The sequence below is a fragment of the Achromobacter sp. RT286_PF genome (assembly GCF_059760425.1).
The window spans coordinates 69,317-85,155 of sequence record NZ_JCBAMR010000017.1 but is presented as its reverse complement, the minus strand read 5'-3'; the positions used below and the strand labels follow the sequence as shown (position 1 = coordinate 85,155).

Below are 15,839 nucleotides of genomic sequence, written 5' to 3'. Positions count from 1 at the left end.
AGGTACTTGCTGCTTCCTTCATAATTGCCGTCGCACCGCTTTGTATCTATATTTTTCAGCCCCATGACCGCCACGCCACCCGATCCTTTCGCTACGCAGCATGACAGCACGACGGATCCTGATGCCACGGCACCGGTCGATGATGCGCAGACCCGGCGTCTGCGTGAAGAGAACCGCGCGTTGCGCGAATTGCTGGCCGCCCAGGTGCAGGCCATTGCACCGCCGCCGCCCCCACAGCCCGAGCCGAGCTGTATACGTCGCATCGGCTGGGCGCTTATTTCCGCGCCAGGCGCCGCGCTGGTTGGCTGGCGCGCCTTGTTGGGCCGTGACGATGACGCGCCGATTACCGGGCGCCGGGTCGGTTCCGCTACCTTGACCGTGCTGTACACCTTGGCCATCTATGCCGCGCTGGTGCTGCTTGTGGTCTCGTGGAACGCGCCGAACAATGGCATCACCGGTCCAGGCACGACCTCTGCCAACTCGGGGCGCGTCCCGCTGACACGTTTGCCGCTCCAGGCCACCGACGACGCCCCCAGCGATTGGGAGACGACGGGATCAACGCCTGTACCGGCCCCAAACGCGCAGCCCACGCCGTCCCCGGACGCGATGCCTGCCGAGGTGACGCCTGTGCCGCATGAGGAACCGTCGTCGAACGAAGCGCTGAACGGAGCGACAATCGGCGCATCCAACACCACGCCAAGCGCCGCATCACCCGCGACATCATCCACGCCGAAGTCCACGCTGCGCATCACGGAGATTCCGGCTGTTAACCCCTTGGCCTGGGTTGACACCTTGCAGGGCGAATTGGCGCGTTGCGCTGAGCTGGGCTTTTTTGAACGTCCGGATTGCGCCTGGGAAGCACGCAGGCAGTTTTGCGAGCCGAACCAGGGCTGGGGCGTCGTCAAGGAATGTCCTGCCCAACCCTGACTTTGATCAGCCTGGGTTTGTTATCCCTACCTTGATTAGGGATGCAATCACGCCCCCAAGCTGTCACATCCCGGCCACGCAAAACACCGACAATTCTTTTCACCAAAACCGCAAACCTGCGTAATAATGCGACATGTTTCTTTTGGCCAGGCCGCGTCGGCTTAGCCGTCTTGCCTGCCACACGCTTTCCTCTACAAGGACACAACCATGGATTCCATCAACAACACCGTCAACACCGCGCTGGCTTTGAAGGACGCGAATGTGGTCCAGGAAGTGCAGGCCACCGTGCTTAAGAAGGCGCTGAACGCGCAAGCCGATACGGTCGCAACGTTGATGCAATCCGTGGCGCCGATGGCGATTGATAGCACGCTGGGTTCGCGCATCAATACCCAGGCCTGACGCGCACGCGTTCAGCCCCGCGGCGCCGCCCACCTGCGCGGCCCGCCGATAAAAAAAGCGCCGGACCCTGAACAGGGCCGGCGCTTTTTGTTTGCCGTTGCGTGGCTTGCGTGAGGCGGCCAAGCCGCCCCACCGGCAATTACTTCTTCTTCATCGGCGGCAAGTCCGTGCAGACGCCTTCCGCCACTTCCGCCGCCATGCCCACCGATTCACCCAGCGTCGGGTGCGGGTGGATGGTCTTGGCGATGTCGACGACGTCGGCGCCCATTTCCACGGCCAGGGCCAGTTCGCTGATCAGGTCGCCAGCGTGGGTGCCCACGATGCTGCCGCCCAGGATGCGATGCGTTTCCGCGTCGAAAATCAGCTTGGTGAAGCCTTCGTCGCGGCCGTTGGCGATGGCGCGGCCGGAGGCGGCCCACGGGAACACGCCCTTCTCGATCTTGATGCCTTGCTTCTTGGCTTCGTCTTCGGTCAGGCCCACCCATGCCACTTCCGGATCGGTGTAGGCCACCGACGGGATGACGCGGGCGTCAAAGAACGACTTCTGGCCGGCGGCGGCTTCCGCTGCCACGTGGCCTTCGTGCACGGCCTTGTGCGCCAGCATCGGCTGGCCGACGATGTCGCCAATGGCGTAGATGTGCGGCACGTTGGTGCGCATCTGGCGATCGACCTCGATGAAACCGCGGTCGGTCACGGCGATGCCGGCCTTGTCGGCGCCGATCTTCTTGCCGTTGGGGCTGCGGCCCACGGCTTGCAGAACGAGGTCGTAGCGTTGCGGTTCCTTGGGCGCGCCCTCGCCTTCGAACGTGACGTAGATGCCGTCTTTCTTGGCTTCGGCGCCCACGGTCTTCGTCTTCAACATGATGTTGTCGAAGCGGTAGGCGTTTTTCTTTTGCCAGACCTTGACCAGGTCGCGGTCGGCGCCTTGCATCAGGCCGTCCAGCATTTCGACGACGTCCAGGCGGGCGCCCAGCGTGGAGTACACCGTGCCCATTTCCAGGCCGATGATGCCGCCGCCCACGATCAACATCTTCTTGGGTACTTCACGCAGCAGCAATGCGCCGGTGGAGTCGACGACGCGGTCGTCCTTGGGCATGAAGGGCAGCTTCACCGACTGGCTGCCGGCGGCGATGATGGCTTGCTTGAAGCGCAGCGTCTGGCTCTTGCCGTCGGCCGACGTCACGGTCAGGTGGTTGGCATCGGCGAATTCGCCCACGCCCGTCACCACGGTGACCTTACGAGCCTTGGCCATGCCGGCCAGGCCGCCGGTCAGCTTGGCGACCACGCTGTCCTTGTAGCCGCGCAGCTTGTCCAGGTCGATCTTGGGCTCGCCAAAGCTGATGCCGTGGGCAGCCAGCTCGCGGGCTTCGTCGATGACCGCAGCGTTGTGCAACAGCGCCTTGGACGGAATGCAGCCCACGTTCAGGCAGACGCCGCCCAGCGTGGCGTAGCGCTCGACCAGGACCACGGACAGGCCCAGGTCGGCCGCGCGGAAGGCGGCGGAATAGCCGCCGGGGCCCGCGCCCAGCACCAGCATGTCGTATTCACCGTCGGCTGAACCCTTGAAGGTTGCCGCCGCCGGGGCAGGCGTCGCGGCCTTCGGGGCAGGCGCCGCAGCAGCCGCAGCTTGCTTGGGTGCCTCGGCGGCCTTGGGTGCGTCCTTGGCGGCCGGCGCAGCGGCGGCGTCCGCCGCCTCCACTTCCAGCACGACCGCGCCTTCGGCAACCTTGTCGCCCACCTTGACCGCAATGGATTTCACCACGCCGCCTTGCGACGCGGGGATTTCCATCGACGCCTTGTCCGACTCAACGGTAATCAGGCTTTGTTCGGCCTTGATCGTGTCGCCCACGGCGACCAGCACTTCGATGACTTCCACTTCCTTGAAGTCGCCGATGTCCGGCACTTTGATTTGAACGGTATTGCTCATAGGGCTCCCCGTTTACAGCGCGATGCGGCGGAAGTCGGCCAGCAAGGCGCCCAGATAGGCGTTGAAGCGGGCAGCGGAGGCGCCGTCGATGACGCGGTGGTCGTACGACAGCGACAGCGGCACCATCAGGCGCGGCACGAACTGCTTGCCGTCCCAGACGGGCTTGTGCGCGGAACGCGACACACCCAGGATGGCCACTTCGGGCGCGTTGATGATCGGCGTGAACGACGTGCCGCCGATACCGCCCAAGGACGAAATCGAGAAGCAGCCGCCCTGCATTTCAGCGGGCGAGATCTTGCCGTCGCGCGCCTTCTTGGACAGGTCAGTCATTTCTTGCGCGATCTGCAAGATGCCCTTCTTGTCGGCGTCGCGAATCACCGGCACGACCAGCCCGTTGGGCGTGTCGGCAGCGAAACCGATGTGGTAGTACTGCTTGAGCACCAGGTTGTCGCCGTCCAGCGACGCGTTGAACTCGGGGAATTTCTTCAAGGCGGCAACCACGGCCTTGATCAGGAAGGCCAGCATCGTGACCTTGACGCCCGACTTCTCGTTTTCCTTGTTCAGCGTGACGCGCAGCGCTTCCAGGTCGGTGATGTCCGCTTCGTCGTTGTTGGTGACGTGCGGGATCATGACCCAGTTGCGGTGCAGGTTCGCGCCGGAAATCTTCTTGATGCGCGACAGCGGCTTGGCTTCGATCGGGCCGAACTTGGTGAAGTCGACCTTGGGCCACGGCAACAGGCCCAGCGCAGCGCCATCGGCCGAACCGCCGGCTGCGGCAGCCGGTGCAGCGGCCAGCGCCTGCTTGACGAAACCGCGCACGTCGTCGGCGGTAATGCGTTCCTTGGGACCCGAACCCTTGACCTTGCTGAGGTTCACGCCCAGCTCGCGCGCGAACTTGCGCACGGACGGCGACGCGTGGGGCAGTTGGCCCGGCTTCAGGTTGGGGTCTTCCAGCGCGGCGGCGGGTGCCGGGCGCGACGCAGGGGCGGCGGCGGGCGCTTCAGCCTTGGACTCTGCTTTCGCTTCGGTCTTGGCTTCGGCCTTGGCTTCCGGCTGGGCTTCAGCCTTGGCAGCAGGGGCAGCGCCGGCGTCGCCTTCAACGACGACCACCACCGAACCCTTGGCAACCTTGTCGCCCACCTTGACCTTCACTTCCTTGACCACGCCGCCTTGCGAGGCCGGAATCTCCATCGAGGCCTTGTCGGACTCCACGGTGATCAGGCTTTGCTCGGCCTTGATGGTGTCGCCCACGGCGACCATCACTTCGATGACTTCCACTTCCTTGAAGTCGCCGATGTCCGGCACTTCGATATTGACCGGGCCGCTGCTGGCGGCCGGCGCCGCGGCTTGCGCCTTGGCAGCAGGCGCGGCAGCAGCAGCCTGCTTCGGTGCTTCCTTGGCAGCGGCCTTAGGGGCCTCTTCCTTGGCGGCCGGAGCGGCGTCCGAGGCTTCGGCTTCCACTTCCAGCACGACCGCGCCTTCGGCAACCTTGTCGCCCACCTTCACAGAGATGGACTTCACCACGCCGCCTTGCGACGCGGGAATTTCCATCGACGCCTTGTCGGACTCGACGGTGATCAGGCTTTGTTCGGCCTTGATCGTGTCGCCCACTGCCACCAACACCTCAATGACTTCCACTTCCTTGAAGTCGCCGATATCGGGAACCTTGATTTGCACGATGTTGCTCATGTCTCTTTACCCTCAGGCGTATTGCGGGTTGGCTTTGTTCGGATTGATGCCGTACTTCTTGATGGCTTCCGCCACCTTGGCCATCGGAACCTTGCCTTCGTCTGCCAGTGCGCGCAGCGCGGCGACCACGACAAAGTGGCGATCCACTTCGAAGTGCTCACGCAGCTTGGCGCGGAAGTCCGAGCGGCCGAAACCGTCGGTGCCCAGCACCTTGTATTCGCGGCCCTTGGGCACGAACGGACGGATCTGGTCGGCAAAGAGCTTCATGTAGTCGGTCGACGCGATGATCGGGCCTTCCGTCTTGGCCAGCTGTTCCGTGACGTAAGCCACTTGCGGCTTCTTTTCGTCGGGGTGCAGCATGTTGTGGCGCTCGGCGTCCAGGCCGTTGCGGCGCAGTTCGGTAAAGCTGGTGACGCTCCACAGATCCGATGCCACGCCCCAGTCGGCGTCCAGCAGTTCCTGCGCCGCCATGACTTCGCGCAGGATCGTGCCCGAGCCCATCAGCTGCACGCGGTTCTTGCCCTTGCCGTGCGTCTTCAGCTTGTACATGCCCTTGATGATGCCTTCCTCGTCGCCCTGGGTCAGACCGGGCTGCGGGTAGTTTTCGTTCATCACCGTCAGGTAGTAATAGACGTTTTCCTGGTCTTCCACCATGCGCTTCAAGCCATGCTGGATGATCACGGCCAGCTCATGGCCGAACGTCGGATCGTACGACACGCAGTTCGGGATGGTGGACGCCAGGATGTGGCTGTGGCCGTCTTCGTGCTGCAAGCCTTCGCCGTTCAGCGTCGTGCGGCCGGCAGTGCCGCCCAACAGGAAGCCGCGCGCCTGCATGTCGCCCGCCGCCCAGGCCAGATCGCCAATGCGCTGGAACCCGAACATCGAGTAGTAGATGAAGAACGGAATCATGATGCGGTTGTTCGAGGAATACGACGTGGCCGCCGCGATCCACGAGCTCATTGCGCCCGCTTCGTTGATGCCTTCCTGCAGCAGCTGGCCGTCGGCCGACTCCTTGTAGTACATGACCTGGTCCTTATCGACCGGGATGTACTTCTGGCCTTCCGGCGCATAGATGCCGATCTGGCGGAACAGGCCTTCCATACCGAAGGTACGCGATTCGTCGGCCAGGATCGGCACCACGCGCGGACCCAGTTCCTTGTCGCGCAGCACCTGGTTCAGGATGCGCACGAAAGCTTGGGTGGTGGAAATTTCACGGCCTTCGGCAGTGGGTTCCAGCACGGCCTTGAAGGCGTCCAGCGCGGGGGCCTTGAGCTGCTCGTCGGCCTTGGCGCGACGGCGCGGCAGATAGCCGCCCAGCGCGGCGCGGCGCTCGTGCAGGTACTTCATTTCGGGCGAATCTTCGGCCGGCTTGAAGTACGGCAGGTCTTCCAGCTTGTCGTCCGGAATCGGGATGCCGAAGCGATCGCGGAATTCGCGGATGGATTCCAGTTCCAGCTTCTTTTGCTGGTGGGTCGGGTTCTTGGCCTGACCCACGTGGCCCATGCCGTAGCCCTTGATGGTCTTGGCCAGGATGACGGTGGGTTGCCCGGTGTGGCTGGTGGCGGCGTCGAACGCGGCGTACACCTTGTGCGGGTCGTGGCCGCCACGGTTCAGGCGCCAGATGTCTTCGTCGCTCATGCGCGAGACGGCTTCCAGCAGCTTGGGGTGCTTGCCAAAGAAATGTTCACGGACGAACTTGCCGTCGTTGGCCTTGTATGCCTGGTACTCGCCGTCCACGGTTTCTTCCATGATCTGGCGCAGGATGCCTTCCTTGTCGTGCGCAAGCAGCGGATCCCAGTAACCGCCCCAGATCAGCTTGATGACGTTCCAGCCCGACCCGCGGAAGTCGCCTTCCAGTTCCTGGATGATCTTGCCGTTGCCGCGCACCGGACCGTCCAGGCGTTGCAGGTTGCAGTTCACCACGAAGATCAGGTTGTCGAGCTTTTCGCGCGCGGCCAGGGCGATGGCGCCCAGCGATTCCGGCTCGTCCATTTCGCCGTCGCCGCAGAATACCCAGACCTTGCGGTTGCTGGTGTCGGCAATGCCGCGGGCGTGCAGGTACTTCAGGAAACGGGCTTGATAGATGGCCATCAGCGGGCCCAGGCCCATCGACACCGTCGGGAATTGCCAGAAATCCGGCATCAGCTTCGGGTGCGGGTAGGACGACAGGCCCTTGCCGTCCACTTCCTGGCGGAAGTGGTTCAGTTGTTCTTCGGTCAGGCGGCCTTCAAGGTAGGCGCGGCCGTACATGCCGGGCGACGTGTGGCCCTGGAAGTAGACCAGGTCACCGCCGTGGTTTTCGTCTTCGGCGTGCCAGAAGTGGTTCTGGCCGCAGCCGATCATGGTGGCCAGCGAGGCAAACGATGCGATGTGGCCGCCCAGGTCGCCGCCGTCCGGCGGGTTGTGCTTGTTGGCCTTGACGACCATGGCCATGGCGTTCCAGCGCACATACGAGCGGATACGCGTTTCCAGTTCCAGGTTGCCCGGATGCGCGGGCTCCAGGCCCGGCGGAATCGTGTTGACGTAAGCGGTATTCGGCGAGAACGGGATGTGGGCACCCGAACGACGCGCTTCGTCGATCAGGCGTTCCAGCAGGTAGTGCGCGCGCTGCGGCCCTTCGCGATCAAGGACTGCCGCCAGGGCTTCGAGCCACTCCTGGGTTTCAAGGGTGTCTTCGTCGTTGGCAGCCTGCGGGGCGCCAGCCTGGGCGAAAGAGGACATCGTGTGTCTCCTGTTGGGGTTCGTCGTGACCACACCCGCTTGATGGTTCAACTCGCGGACTCTGCATGGTAGCCGGGATCATCCGGGCTACCATGTCAGGCATGGGTCGGGGTGTTTTTCTAGAGACCTGCTTTGGGTCGGTTCCCTATCAGCCGGCATTCTAAGAAAGAAGATTAACCGGTCGCAAGGAAAATTTCATGTTGCGGTACGGCATTTCATAATGCGAAATGTTGACCATCCGCTGAACGGCCTCTGACGCGTCTTTTTATGGCCTAGGCCAAAAGCAGGGCTTGATTCCCGGCAATTCCCGCCCAACACGCACTAAAATGCGCGGTCTATCTGGCCCGAATTCCATGTCCAGCGCGCCCAAGTCCAATATTCCTACGCCGTTCCACGATCACGCCCGCACTCGCCGCCGCGGCGTGTATTGGGTCACGCCTGCCATGGTGCTGATCCTGTACATCTGTGTGATGGGGGTGTTCTTCTGGCTGCAACGCATTCATGACGATAGCGTCATGTTTGTGACGATCGACCAGGAAATGCGCCAGCAGCGCCTGATATGGGTGGTGCTGGCATTGTCCTGCGTGATCGTCATCAGCCTGTTGATGCTGTGGCGCTATACCCGCTTTCGATCCACCGCCGAAGCCGCGCTCATCGCCGAGACCGGCTTTCGCCGCGCCATGGAAAATTCCATGTCCACTGGCATGCGCGTGCTGGATATGGAAGGCCGCATCGCCTACGTGAACCCCGCGTTCTGCCGCATGATCGGCTGGAACGAAGCCGACCTGATCGGCCGCAGCCCGCCCTTTCCTTATTGGGTGCCCGGCCGCCATGAACAACACCAGCACACGCTGGACGTGCTGATGTCGGGCAAGACGCCCAGCAGCGGCCTGGAAGTGGAAGCGCAACGCCGCGACGGGTCGCGCTTCACCGCGCGCATGTATGTGTCGCCGCTGCTGGACCCGAACGGCAACCAGATCGGCTGGATGACGTCGATGACCGACATCACCGAACCCAAGCGCATCCGCGAAGCCCTGACCGCCGCGCACGAACGCTTCATGACCGTGCTGGAAGGCCTGGACGACGCCATCTCGGTCACGGCGGACACCCACGACGGCCTGGAACTGCTGTTTGCCAACCGCACCTATCGCCGCGTATTCGGCGCGCAGACGGGCGGCCACGACGAATTGCTGGCCGGCCGCCGTGGCCGCTTCACCGATGAATCCGTGGAAGTGTTCGCGCCGTCGGTGCAGCGCTGGTTTGAAGTGCACCACCGCATGCTGGCCTGGACGGACGGCCGCCGCGTGCGCATGCAGGTGGCGCGCGACATCACCGAGCGCCGTGGCCACGAAGAAGCGTCCCGCGTGCAGCAGGAAAAGATCCAGCTGACCAGCCGCCTGACGACGATGGGCGAAATGGCCTCGTCGCTGGCGCACGAACTGAACCAGCCGCTGACGGCCATCGCCAACTACAGCATGGGCGCGGTGGCCTTGGTCAAGGCCGGCCACACCAGCCCCAACATGCTGCTGCCCGCGCTGGAAAAAGCCGCGTCGCAGGCCGAACGCGCGGGCAAGATCATCAGCCGCATCCGCGAATTCGTGAAGCGCAGCGAGCCGCGCCGCCAACGCGTGGCCATAGGCCGCATTGTCGACAACGCCATCGGCTTTGCCGAAATCGACGCCCGCAAGCGCCGCATCCGCATCGACAGCTTCGTACCGTCGAATGCGCCTGACGTCCTGGCCGACCCCATCCTGATCGAACAGGTGCTGTTGAACCTGCTCAAGAACGGGCTGGAAGCCATGGAAAACAGCGAATCGGACGAATTGAAAGTCGCCGTGATCCTGCACGAGCAACATATAGAAGTGGCCGTGGTGGACCGCGGCCATGGCCTGGCCGAGCCCGAACGCCTGTTCGAACCGTTCTTCAGCACCAAGACCCAGGGCCTGGGCATGGGGCTGAACATCTGCCGTACCATTATTGAATCGCACCATGGCCGCCTGTGGGCGGACCCCAACCCCGCTGGCGGTACTATTTTCCGCTTTACCCTGCCCTGCGCTGCTTCCCAGCCGCAGGCCCAGAATGATCAGTCCGAGGAGTTGCACGCATGAACACGCCCCACCTGTCGAGCACGGTATTCATAGTTGACGACGACGAAGCGGTCCGCGATTCGCTGCGCTGGCTGTTGGAAGCCAATGGCTATCGCGTTCGCGCCTATGCCAGCGGCGAATCCTTCCTGGAAGACTACGACGCCAGCCAGATCGGCGTGCTGATCGCCGACGTGCGCATGCCCGGCATGAGCGGCCTGGAACTCCAGGAGCAGCTTATCGCCCGCAACGCGCCGCTGCCCATCGTCTTCATCACTGGCCACGGCGACGTGCCCATGGCCGTTTCCACGATGAAGAAAGGCGCCGTCGACTTCCTGGAAAAGCCCTTCAACGAATCGGACCTGCGCGAGATCGTTGCGCGCATGCTTGAGCAAGCCACGCAGCGCGTGTCCAAGCACCAGGCCCAAAAGGACCACGAAGCCATGCTGGCACGCCTGACCGCGCGCGAGCAGCAGGTGCTGGAGCGCATCGTCGCCGGCCGCTTGAACAAGCAGATTGCCGACGACCTGGGCATCAGCATCAAGACCGTCGAGGCGCACCGCGCCAACATTATGGAAAAACTGGAAGTGACTACCGTTGCTGATTTGATGAAAGTGGCCTTGGCCAAACCCGAGGCGCATGCATGACCGCCAGGATTATTGACGGCGCGGCCCTGTCGCTGCGCATTCGTGAAGAAGTCGCCCAGCGCGTCGCCACCCTGGCGGCCAAGGGCACCCGCCCCGGCTTGGCGGTGGTGCTGGTGGGCGCGGACCCCGCGTCCCAGGTTTACGTGCGCAACAAGGTTGCCGCCTGCGAAAAAGCCGGCCTGCATTCCGTCAAGGAACAGTACCCGGCCGACATGACCGAGGCCGAACTGCTGGCCCGCATCGCCGTATTGAACCAGGACCCCACCATCCACGGCATCCTGGTGCAGTTGCCGCTGCCCAAGCACATGGATGCCCACAAGGTCATCGAAGCCATCTCGGCCGAGAAGGACGTGGACGGCTTTCACATCAGCAACGCCGGCCTGCTCATGACCGGCCAGCCGCTGTTCCGCCCCTGCACGCCCTACGGCGTGATGAAGATGCTGGAATCGGAAGGCGTGACGCTGCGCGGCGCGGAAGCGGTGATCGTCGGCGCCAGCAACATCGTCGGCAAGCCGATGGCCATGTTGCTGCTTGCCGCCGGCGCCACCATCACCATCTGCAATTCCAAGACGCGCGACCTGGCGGCCCAGACCCGCCGCGCCGACGTCCTGGTGGTGGCCACCGGCAAGCCCGGCATGATCGACGGTTCGATGATCAAGCCCGGCGCCGTGGTCATCGACGTGGGCATCAACCGTGGCGAAGACGGCAAGCTGTGCGGCGACGTGGACTTCGCGTCCGCCAAGGAAGTTGCCGGCGCCATCACGCCCGTGCCGGGTGGCGTGGGCCCCATGACCATCGCCATGCTGCTGGTCAACACGGTCGAAGCCGCCGAACGCGCGGCGGGCTGACACGTTTCAGACCCATCACAAGGGCAATGCGCAGGCCGCCAACGGCTGCGCGTTGCCCTTGCCGCATGTGGGCTTGACTGCCCTTGCTTTCGGGCGGATCGTCCCTATCTGATCCTTATGTCTTTGCGGCCCCGCGTGCCCTCTTTCGGCACCGTGCTAGGTCCGCCCCGCCTTTTCACCTCCCGATCCCGGTAACACCATGACCCAGAACCCCTTGCTTGCCCCCGTTTCCGATCTGGTCGACTACGCGGCCGTCAAGCCCGAGCACATCGTGCCGGCCGTGGAAGAACTGCTGGGCATCGCCCGCAAGGCCGTGGACCACGCCGCCGATGCCGCGCTGGCGCCCACCTGGGAAGCCGTGGTGGAACCGCTGGACACCGCCTCTGAACGCCTGTGGCGCGCCTGGTCGGTGGCCGGCCACTTGAACGCTGTCGTCAACACGCCCGAACTGCGCGAAGCCTATAACGCCGCGCTGCCGTTGATCACCGAATTTTCAACCTGGGTCGGGCTGCACGAAGGCCTGTACCAGCAATACCAGCGTCTGGCCGCCGCGCCCGACTTTGCATCGTGGTCGCCCGTGCGCCGCCGCATCGTCGACATGGCGCTGCGCGACTTCCGCTTAAGCGGCGTGGAATTGCAAGGCGCCGACCGCGAACGCTACGCGCAGATCTCCGACCGCGAAGCGCAGGCGTCGCAGAAGTTTTCCGAGAACGTGCTGGACGCCATCGACGCCTGGTCGCTGCTGGTGGACGATGAATCGCGCCTGGCCGGCATCCCGGCCGATGTGCTGTCCGCCGCCCGCGCCGCCGCCGAAGAAGACGGCAAGACGGGCTGGAAGCTGACCCTGAAAATGCCCTGCTACCTGCCCGTGATGCAGTACGCGCAAGACCGCACGCTGCGCGAAGCGCTGTATCGCGGCTACGGCACCGTGGCATCCGAACAAGGCGATGCCAAGTTCGACAATTCCCCCCTGATCGAAGAGCTGCTGTCGCTGCGCGCCGAAGAATCCGGCCTGCTGGGCCTGGGCACCTACGCCTCGCTGCGCTTGCAGACCCGCATGGCGCGCGACGCCGGCGAAGTCACCGTCTTTTTGCGTGACCTGGCCGCCCGCGCCAAACCGTTTGCGCAACGCGACCTGGCCGAGCTCAAGGCCTACGCCACGGGCGAACTGGGCCCGGACGAGCTGCAACCCTGGGACGTGGCCTTTGCTTCGGAACGCCTGCGCGAATCGCGCTATGCCTATTCCGAAGACGAAGTGAAGCAGTACTTCACCGAACCGCGTGTGCTGGCCGGCCTGTTCGACGTCATCGAAAAACTGTTCGACGTGCGCCTGACCGAAACGCCCGTCTCCACCTGGCACAGCGACGCGCGCGGCGTTCGCGTCGAGCGCGCGGATGGCGGCTTGATCGGCTATCTGTACCTGGACCTGTATGCCCGCTCGGGCAAGCAAAGCGGCGCCTGGGTCGACAGCGAACGCGCCCGCCGCGTCGTCGCCGGCCACGTGCAAACGCCCGTGGTCTACCTGACCTGCAACTTCTCGCGCCCCAACGGCGACCGCGCCGCCGTGCTCACGCACGACGACGTCATCACGCTGTTCCACGAAACCGGCCATGCGCTGCACGCGCTGCTGTCCGAGGTGGACGAACCCGGCGCGGCGGCCTTCGCCAGCGTTGAATGGGATGCCATCGAACTGCCGTCGCAGTTCATGGAGAACTTCTGCTGGGAATGGGCCGTGGTGCAAAAGCTGTCGGCGCACGTGGACACCGGTGAACCGCTGCCGCGCGCGCTTTACGACCGCCTGGTCGCCGCGCGCAACTTCCAAAGCGGCATGCAGGCGGTGCGCCAGATCGAATTTGCCCTGTTCGACATGTTGATGCACGACCGCCCCAAGGGCGCCACCATTACGGAAGTGCTGGCGCTGTTGCAGGAAGTGCGCCAGGAAGTGGCCGTGCTGTTCCCGCCGTCCTGGCATCGTCTGCCGCACGCGTTTTCGCACCTGTTCGCCGGCGGCTACGGCGCGGGCTACTACAGCTACAAGTGGGCGGAAGTGCTGTCGGCCGACGCGTACGAGGCCTTCGAGGAAGCAGCGGCCAAGCAGCCGGGCAACCCCTTGGGCACGCTGGACCCGGAAACCGGCGCGCGCTTCCGGCGCGAAGTGCTGGCCGTGGGCGGCTCGCGCCCGGCGGCTGAATCGTTCGCCGCGTTCCGCGGCCGAGAGCCTCGCATCGACGCCCTGCTGCGTCACAGTGGAATGAGCGGCAGCTGATCGCCCTGCCCCGCGCAAAAAAGCCCGCAGCGGTTGCAATCCGCTGCGGGCTTTTTTGCGCCTGCGCCTGCGCCTGCGCCTGCGCCTGCGCCTGCGCCTGCGCCTGCGCCTGCGCCTGCGCCTGCGCCTACGGCTACGACTTCGACTTCGACTTCGACTTCGACTTCGACTTCGGTTTCGACTTCGACTTCGACTTCGGTTTCGACTTCGCTTCGCCTTTCCTCGTCACCTACGCCTGCGTCTGCGCAGGCACCGGCTCGTCCGGACGACGCGCCGACACCACCAGCCAGCGTCCATACACCGATTGATCCGACCCGGCCTGCTTCCAGAATTGACGCACGTCTTCGTTCTCGGCCCCCTTCACCCGGCCTCGGTAATACAGGCGCGACGGCACGGCCAGCAGACGCTCGATCATGCGCTTGGGCTTGGGCTCGTTGACTTCGTGCAGCGTAATGTCCGTGTAGCCGTAATGCGTCAGCAGCAGGTGCAGTTGCGGAAAGCTGAACGGAAAATACGCGATGTAATCCACGCCGCGCTGCTTGCCCACCATGGGGCGAAAGCCGGAATGAAAGCCGCGCATCAGAAATTGCCACCGGGACCGCAGATACCACGTATTCGGCGTGGTGACGATCAAGGTGCCGCCCGGCCGCAGCGCCTGGTACAGGCTCTGCGCCAGCACGCCCGGGTTGGTCATCAGGTGGATCGCCTCGCAGCACACCACCGCGTCATAGGCGGTGTCCACCTTCAGGGGCGTGTCCAGATCGTGCTCGGTGACTGACTGATAGCCGGCGTCGGCGGGCGGGAATTCCCACAGGCCTACGCCGTCCACGGCAATTTGCCGGCTGCCCTGGGCCGAGAGCATATCGCCCAGCCAGCCTGTTCCGCAGGGCGCGTCCAGCACGCGGCCGGCGTTGCGGTTATGCAGGATGTCGACCACTGCGGGGTAATACGGGAACAACGGATAACGAATTGCCGTGCCGGATGCCATATCCACGTTCAGGACCTTCCTGTAGCTGCGTTACTGACGAGGCTCTGAATATAGACCGCGCGCATCGTCGATGGAATGACTTTGCGACATCTCAAACACACTCCCCACAAAGCTTCACAAATCGACCCGCGGCCCGAAGCCGACGCGGATGTTTGCGCCAGGACAAGAACCGGGGGCGCCCAACGCCCTCCGCCCCTGGCCGGCCGCCGGCCCGCCGCATCCATGCGGGTAGAATCAACGGGTTTGACCGGCTTGATCCGGGACGGATTGCTCCTACAACTCTTTCGGCCTTTCCTGAGACTCATGCGACACCTCATTACCGGCCGCGCCTGGCGTGGTCTGCTGTTGGCCCTTTGCGTGTTTCTTGCCGCCTGCGGCGATCGGAACGTGGACTGGACGCTGTACAACGTCAAGGGGCATCTGCCCGACCTGAAATTCTCGCTGCCCGGCGCGGGCGGCAAGACCATCAGCAGCGACGACCTGAAGGGCAAGACGGTCATGCTGTTCTTCGGCTACGCCAGCTGCCCGGACATCTGCCCCACCACCATGGCGCAGTTGACGGCCGTGCTGCAAAACCTGGGCGACAAGGCCGAGAACGTGCGCATCGTGTTCGTCAGCGTCGACCCGCACCGCGACACGTCCGACATCCTGCAAGCCTACGTCAACGCCTTCAACAACAACGCCATCGGCGTGACGGGCGACGAAAAACAGATCGCCGACCTGGCTCGGCGCTACCGCGTGGCCTACCAGATTGAAAAGCCGCGCCCGGGCGACGACGCCGATATGTACGAGGTCACGCACAGCCGTGGCGTATACATTTTCGACAAGGACGGCCACGCGCGGCTGCTGGCGTCTGACACCGACAGCGTCTCGGCGCTGACCAAGGACGTCGCCCAACTGATCGACATTACCTCCTGATCCGGACACCATCCAGGCCCGGTTGCCCGACTTGTTGCATGGCCGCGCCACATACCAGTTGTTACAGCCGCCCCCCAAAAAGCGTGAGTATCATCAGTGCACATCGCCCCCTTTTAATAAAGCAAGGAGTATGCGCATGAGCATTATCATCATGATCATCGTCGGGTTCATCGTGGGCTTGATCGCCCGCGCCATCATGCCCGGAGACCAGAACATGGGGATCATCATGACCACCATCCTGGGTATCGTCGGCGCCGTGGTTGCCGGTTTCCTGGGTCAGACGATGGGTTGGTACGCAGAGGGCGAACCGGCTGGCTGGATCGCCTCGGTTGTGGGCGCCATCATCGTGCTGTTCGTGGTTGGCCTTATCGCCCGCAAGCGCACCTGACGCCCTGCCAGGCAAGCATCAATAAAAAACGGGCCGA

The 15,839-nt window shown here is 64.0% G+C and carries 12 protein-coding genes; 8 read left to right on the top strand and 4 right to left on the bottom strand.

Features of this window, described 5'->3' with window-relative positions; all coding sequences use genetic code 11:
• The first annotated feature begins 63 nt into the window (after positions 1-63).
• Together AC6LJY_RS15360 and AC6LJY_RS15355 are read left to right on the top strand one after the other, a co-directional pair.
• Positions 64-927, top strand: a complete 864-nt coding sequence (locus AC6LJY_RS15360; RefSeq protein ID WP_498136296.1) for a hypothetical protein — start codon at positions 64-66, stop codon at positions 925-927.
• A gap of 207 nt (positions 928-1,134) precedes the next feature.
• Complete coding sequence (locus tag AC6LJY_RS15355) at positions 1,135-1,326, top strand: putative motility protein (RefSeq protein WP_046806427.1); 192 nt, start codon at positions 1,135-1,137, stop codon at positions 1,324-1,326.
• Between the two features lie 139 nt (positions 1,327-1,465).
• Here the strand turns inward: AC6LJY_RS15355 and lpdA are convergent, their stop codons facing one another.
• The 3 genes from lpdA to aceE are packed head-to-tail and all read right to left on the bottom strand — an operon-like array spanning position 1,466 to position 7,663.
• Positions 1,466-3,253, bottom strand: a complete 1,788-nt coding sequence (lpdA, locus tag AC6LJY_RS15350; protein WP_219992239.1) for a dihydrolipoyl dehydrogenase — start codon at positions 3,251-3,253, stop codon at positions 1,466-1,468.
• A gap of 12 nt (positions 3,254-3,265) precedes the next feature.
• Positions 3,266-4,942 (bottom strand): dihydrolipoyllysine-residue acetyltransferase, encoded by a 1,677-nt coding sequence (gene aceF, locus AC6LJY_RS15345; RefSeq protein WP_498136295.1) that lies wholly within the window; start codon positions 4,940-4,942, stop codon positions 3,266-3,268.
• A 12-nt stretch (positions 4,943-4,954) separates the two neighbouring features.
• Positions 4,955-7,663, bottom strand: coding sequence for a pyruvate dehydrogenase (acetyl-transferring), homodimeric type (gene aceE / locus AC6LJY_RS15340; protein WP_046806424.1), 2,709 nt, complete (start codon positions 7,661-7,663; stop codon positions 4,955-4,957).
• Between the two features lie 353 nt (positions 7,664-8,016).
• Between aceE and AC6LJY_RS15335 the strand changes: the two genes are divergently transcribed.
• The 4 genes from AC6LJY_RS15335 to AC6LJY_RS15320 all read left to right on the top strand — a co-directional run bounded on the left by AC6LJY_RS15335 (position 8,017) and on the right by AC6LJY_RS15320 (position 13,508).
• Positions 8,017-9,771, top strand: coding sequence for a PAS domain-containing sensor histidine kinase (locus AC6LJY_RS15335; protein WP_006219004.1), 1,755 nt, complete (start codon positions 8,017-8,019; stop codon positions 9,769-9,771).
• Entirely contained in the window at positions 9,768-10,394 is a 627-nt protein-coding gene (locus AC6LJY_RS15330; protein WP_006219003.1) for a response regulator transcription factor, read from the top strand. Before AC6LJY_RS15335 ends, AC6LJY_RS15330 begins: the two co-directional genes overlap by 4 nt.
• On the top strand, positions 10,391-11,242 hold the full coding sequence (gene folD, locus AC6LJY_RS15325; RefSeq protein ID WP_046806423.1) for a bifunctional methylenetetrahydrofolate dehydrogenase/methenyltetrahydrofolate cyclohydrolase FolD: 852 nt from the start codon (positions 10,391-10,393) through the stop codon (positions 11,240-11,242). The genes AC6LJY_RS15330 and folD overlap by 4 nt, the downstream gene beginning before the upstream one ends.
• Before the next feature lie 199 nt (positions 11,243-11,441).
• Positions 11,442-13,508: a M3 family metallopeptidase gene (locus AC6LJY_RS15320; protein WP_498136294.1), complete on the top strand. Its 2,067-nt coding sequence runs from the start codon at positions 11,442-11,444 to the stop codon at positions 13,506-13,508.
• A gap of 229 nt (positions 13,509-13,737) precedes the next feature.
• On the opposite strand, the gene AC6LJY_RS15315 is transcribed toward AC6LJY_RS15320, so the two are convergent.
• Complete coding sequence (locus AC6LJY_RS15315; protein ID WP_498136310.1) at positions 13,738-14,496, bottom strand: methyltransferase domain-containing protein; 759 nt, start codon at positions 14,494-14,496, stop codon at positions 13,738-13,740.
• Between the two features lie 303 nt (positions 14,497-14,799).
• Here AC6LJY_RS15315 and AC6LJY_RS15310 point away from each other — a divergent pair, with 303 nt between their 5' ends.
• Positions 14,800-15,414: an SCO family protein gene (locus AC6LJY_RS15310; RefSeq protein WP_498136293.1), complete on the top strand. Its 615-nt coding sequence runs from the start codon at positions 14,800-14,802 to the stop codon at positions 15,412-15,414.
• A 136-nt stretch (positions 15,415-15,550) separates the two neighbouring features.
• On the top strand, positions 15,551-15,802 hold the full coding sequence (locus tag AC6LJY_RS15305) for a GlsB/YeaQ/YmgE family stress response membrane protein (protein WP_314364050.1): 252 nt from the start codon (positions 15,551-15,553) through the stop codon (positions 15,800-15,802).
• Positions 15,803-15,839 lie beyond the last annotated feature (37 nt).

Coding starts and splice junctions, on each gene's coding strand:
- AC6LJY_RS15360 (WP_498136296.1), top strand. CDS start 64: ATGACCGCCACGCCACCCGATCCTTTCGCTACGCAGCATGACAGCACG.
- AC6LJY_RS15355 (WP_046806427.1), top strand. CDS start 1,135: ATGGATTCCATCAACAACACCGTCAACACCGCGCTGGCTTTGAAGGAC.
- lpdA (WP_219992239.1), bottom strand. CDS start 3,253: ATGAGCAATACCGTTCAAATCAAAGTGCCGGACATCGGCGACTTCAAG.
- aceF (WP_498136295.1), bottom strand. CDS start 4,942: ATGAGCAACATCGTGCAAATCAAGGTTCCCGATATCGGCGACTTCAAG.
- aceE (WP_046806424.1), bottom strand. CDS start 7,663: ATGTCCTCTTTCGCCCAGGCTGGCGCCCCGCAGGCTGCCAACGACGAA.
- AC6LJY_RS15335 (WP_006219004.1), top strand. CDS start 8,017: ATGTCCAGCGCGCCCAAGTCCAATATTCCTACGCCGTTCCACGATCAC.
- AC6LJY_RS15330 (WP_006219003.1), top strand. CDS start 9,768: ATGAACACGCCCCACCTGTCGAGCACGGTATTCATAGTTGACGACGAC.
- folD (WP_046806423.1), top strand. CDS start 10,391: ATGACCGCCAGGATTATTGACGGCGCGGCCCTGTCGCTGCGCATTCGT.
- AC6LJY_RS15320 (WP_498136294.1), top strand. CDS start 11,442: ATGACCCAGAACCCCTTGCTTGCCCCCGTTTCCGATCTGGTCGACTAC.
- AC6LJY_RS15315 (WP_498136310.1), bottom strand. CDS start 14,496: ATGGCATCCGGCACGGCAATTCGTTATCCGTTGTTCCCGTATTACCCC.
- AC6LJY_RS15310 (WP_498136293.1), top strand. CDS start 14,800: ATGCGACACCTCATTACCGGCCGCGCCTGGCGTGGTCTGCTGTTGGCC.
- AC6LJY_RS15305 (WP_314364050.1), top strand. CDS start 15,551: ATGAGCATTATCATCATGATCATCGTCGGGTTCATCGTGGGCTTGATC.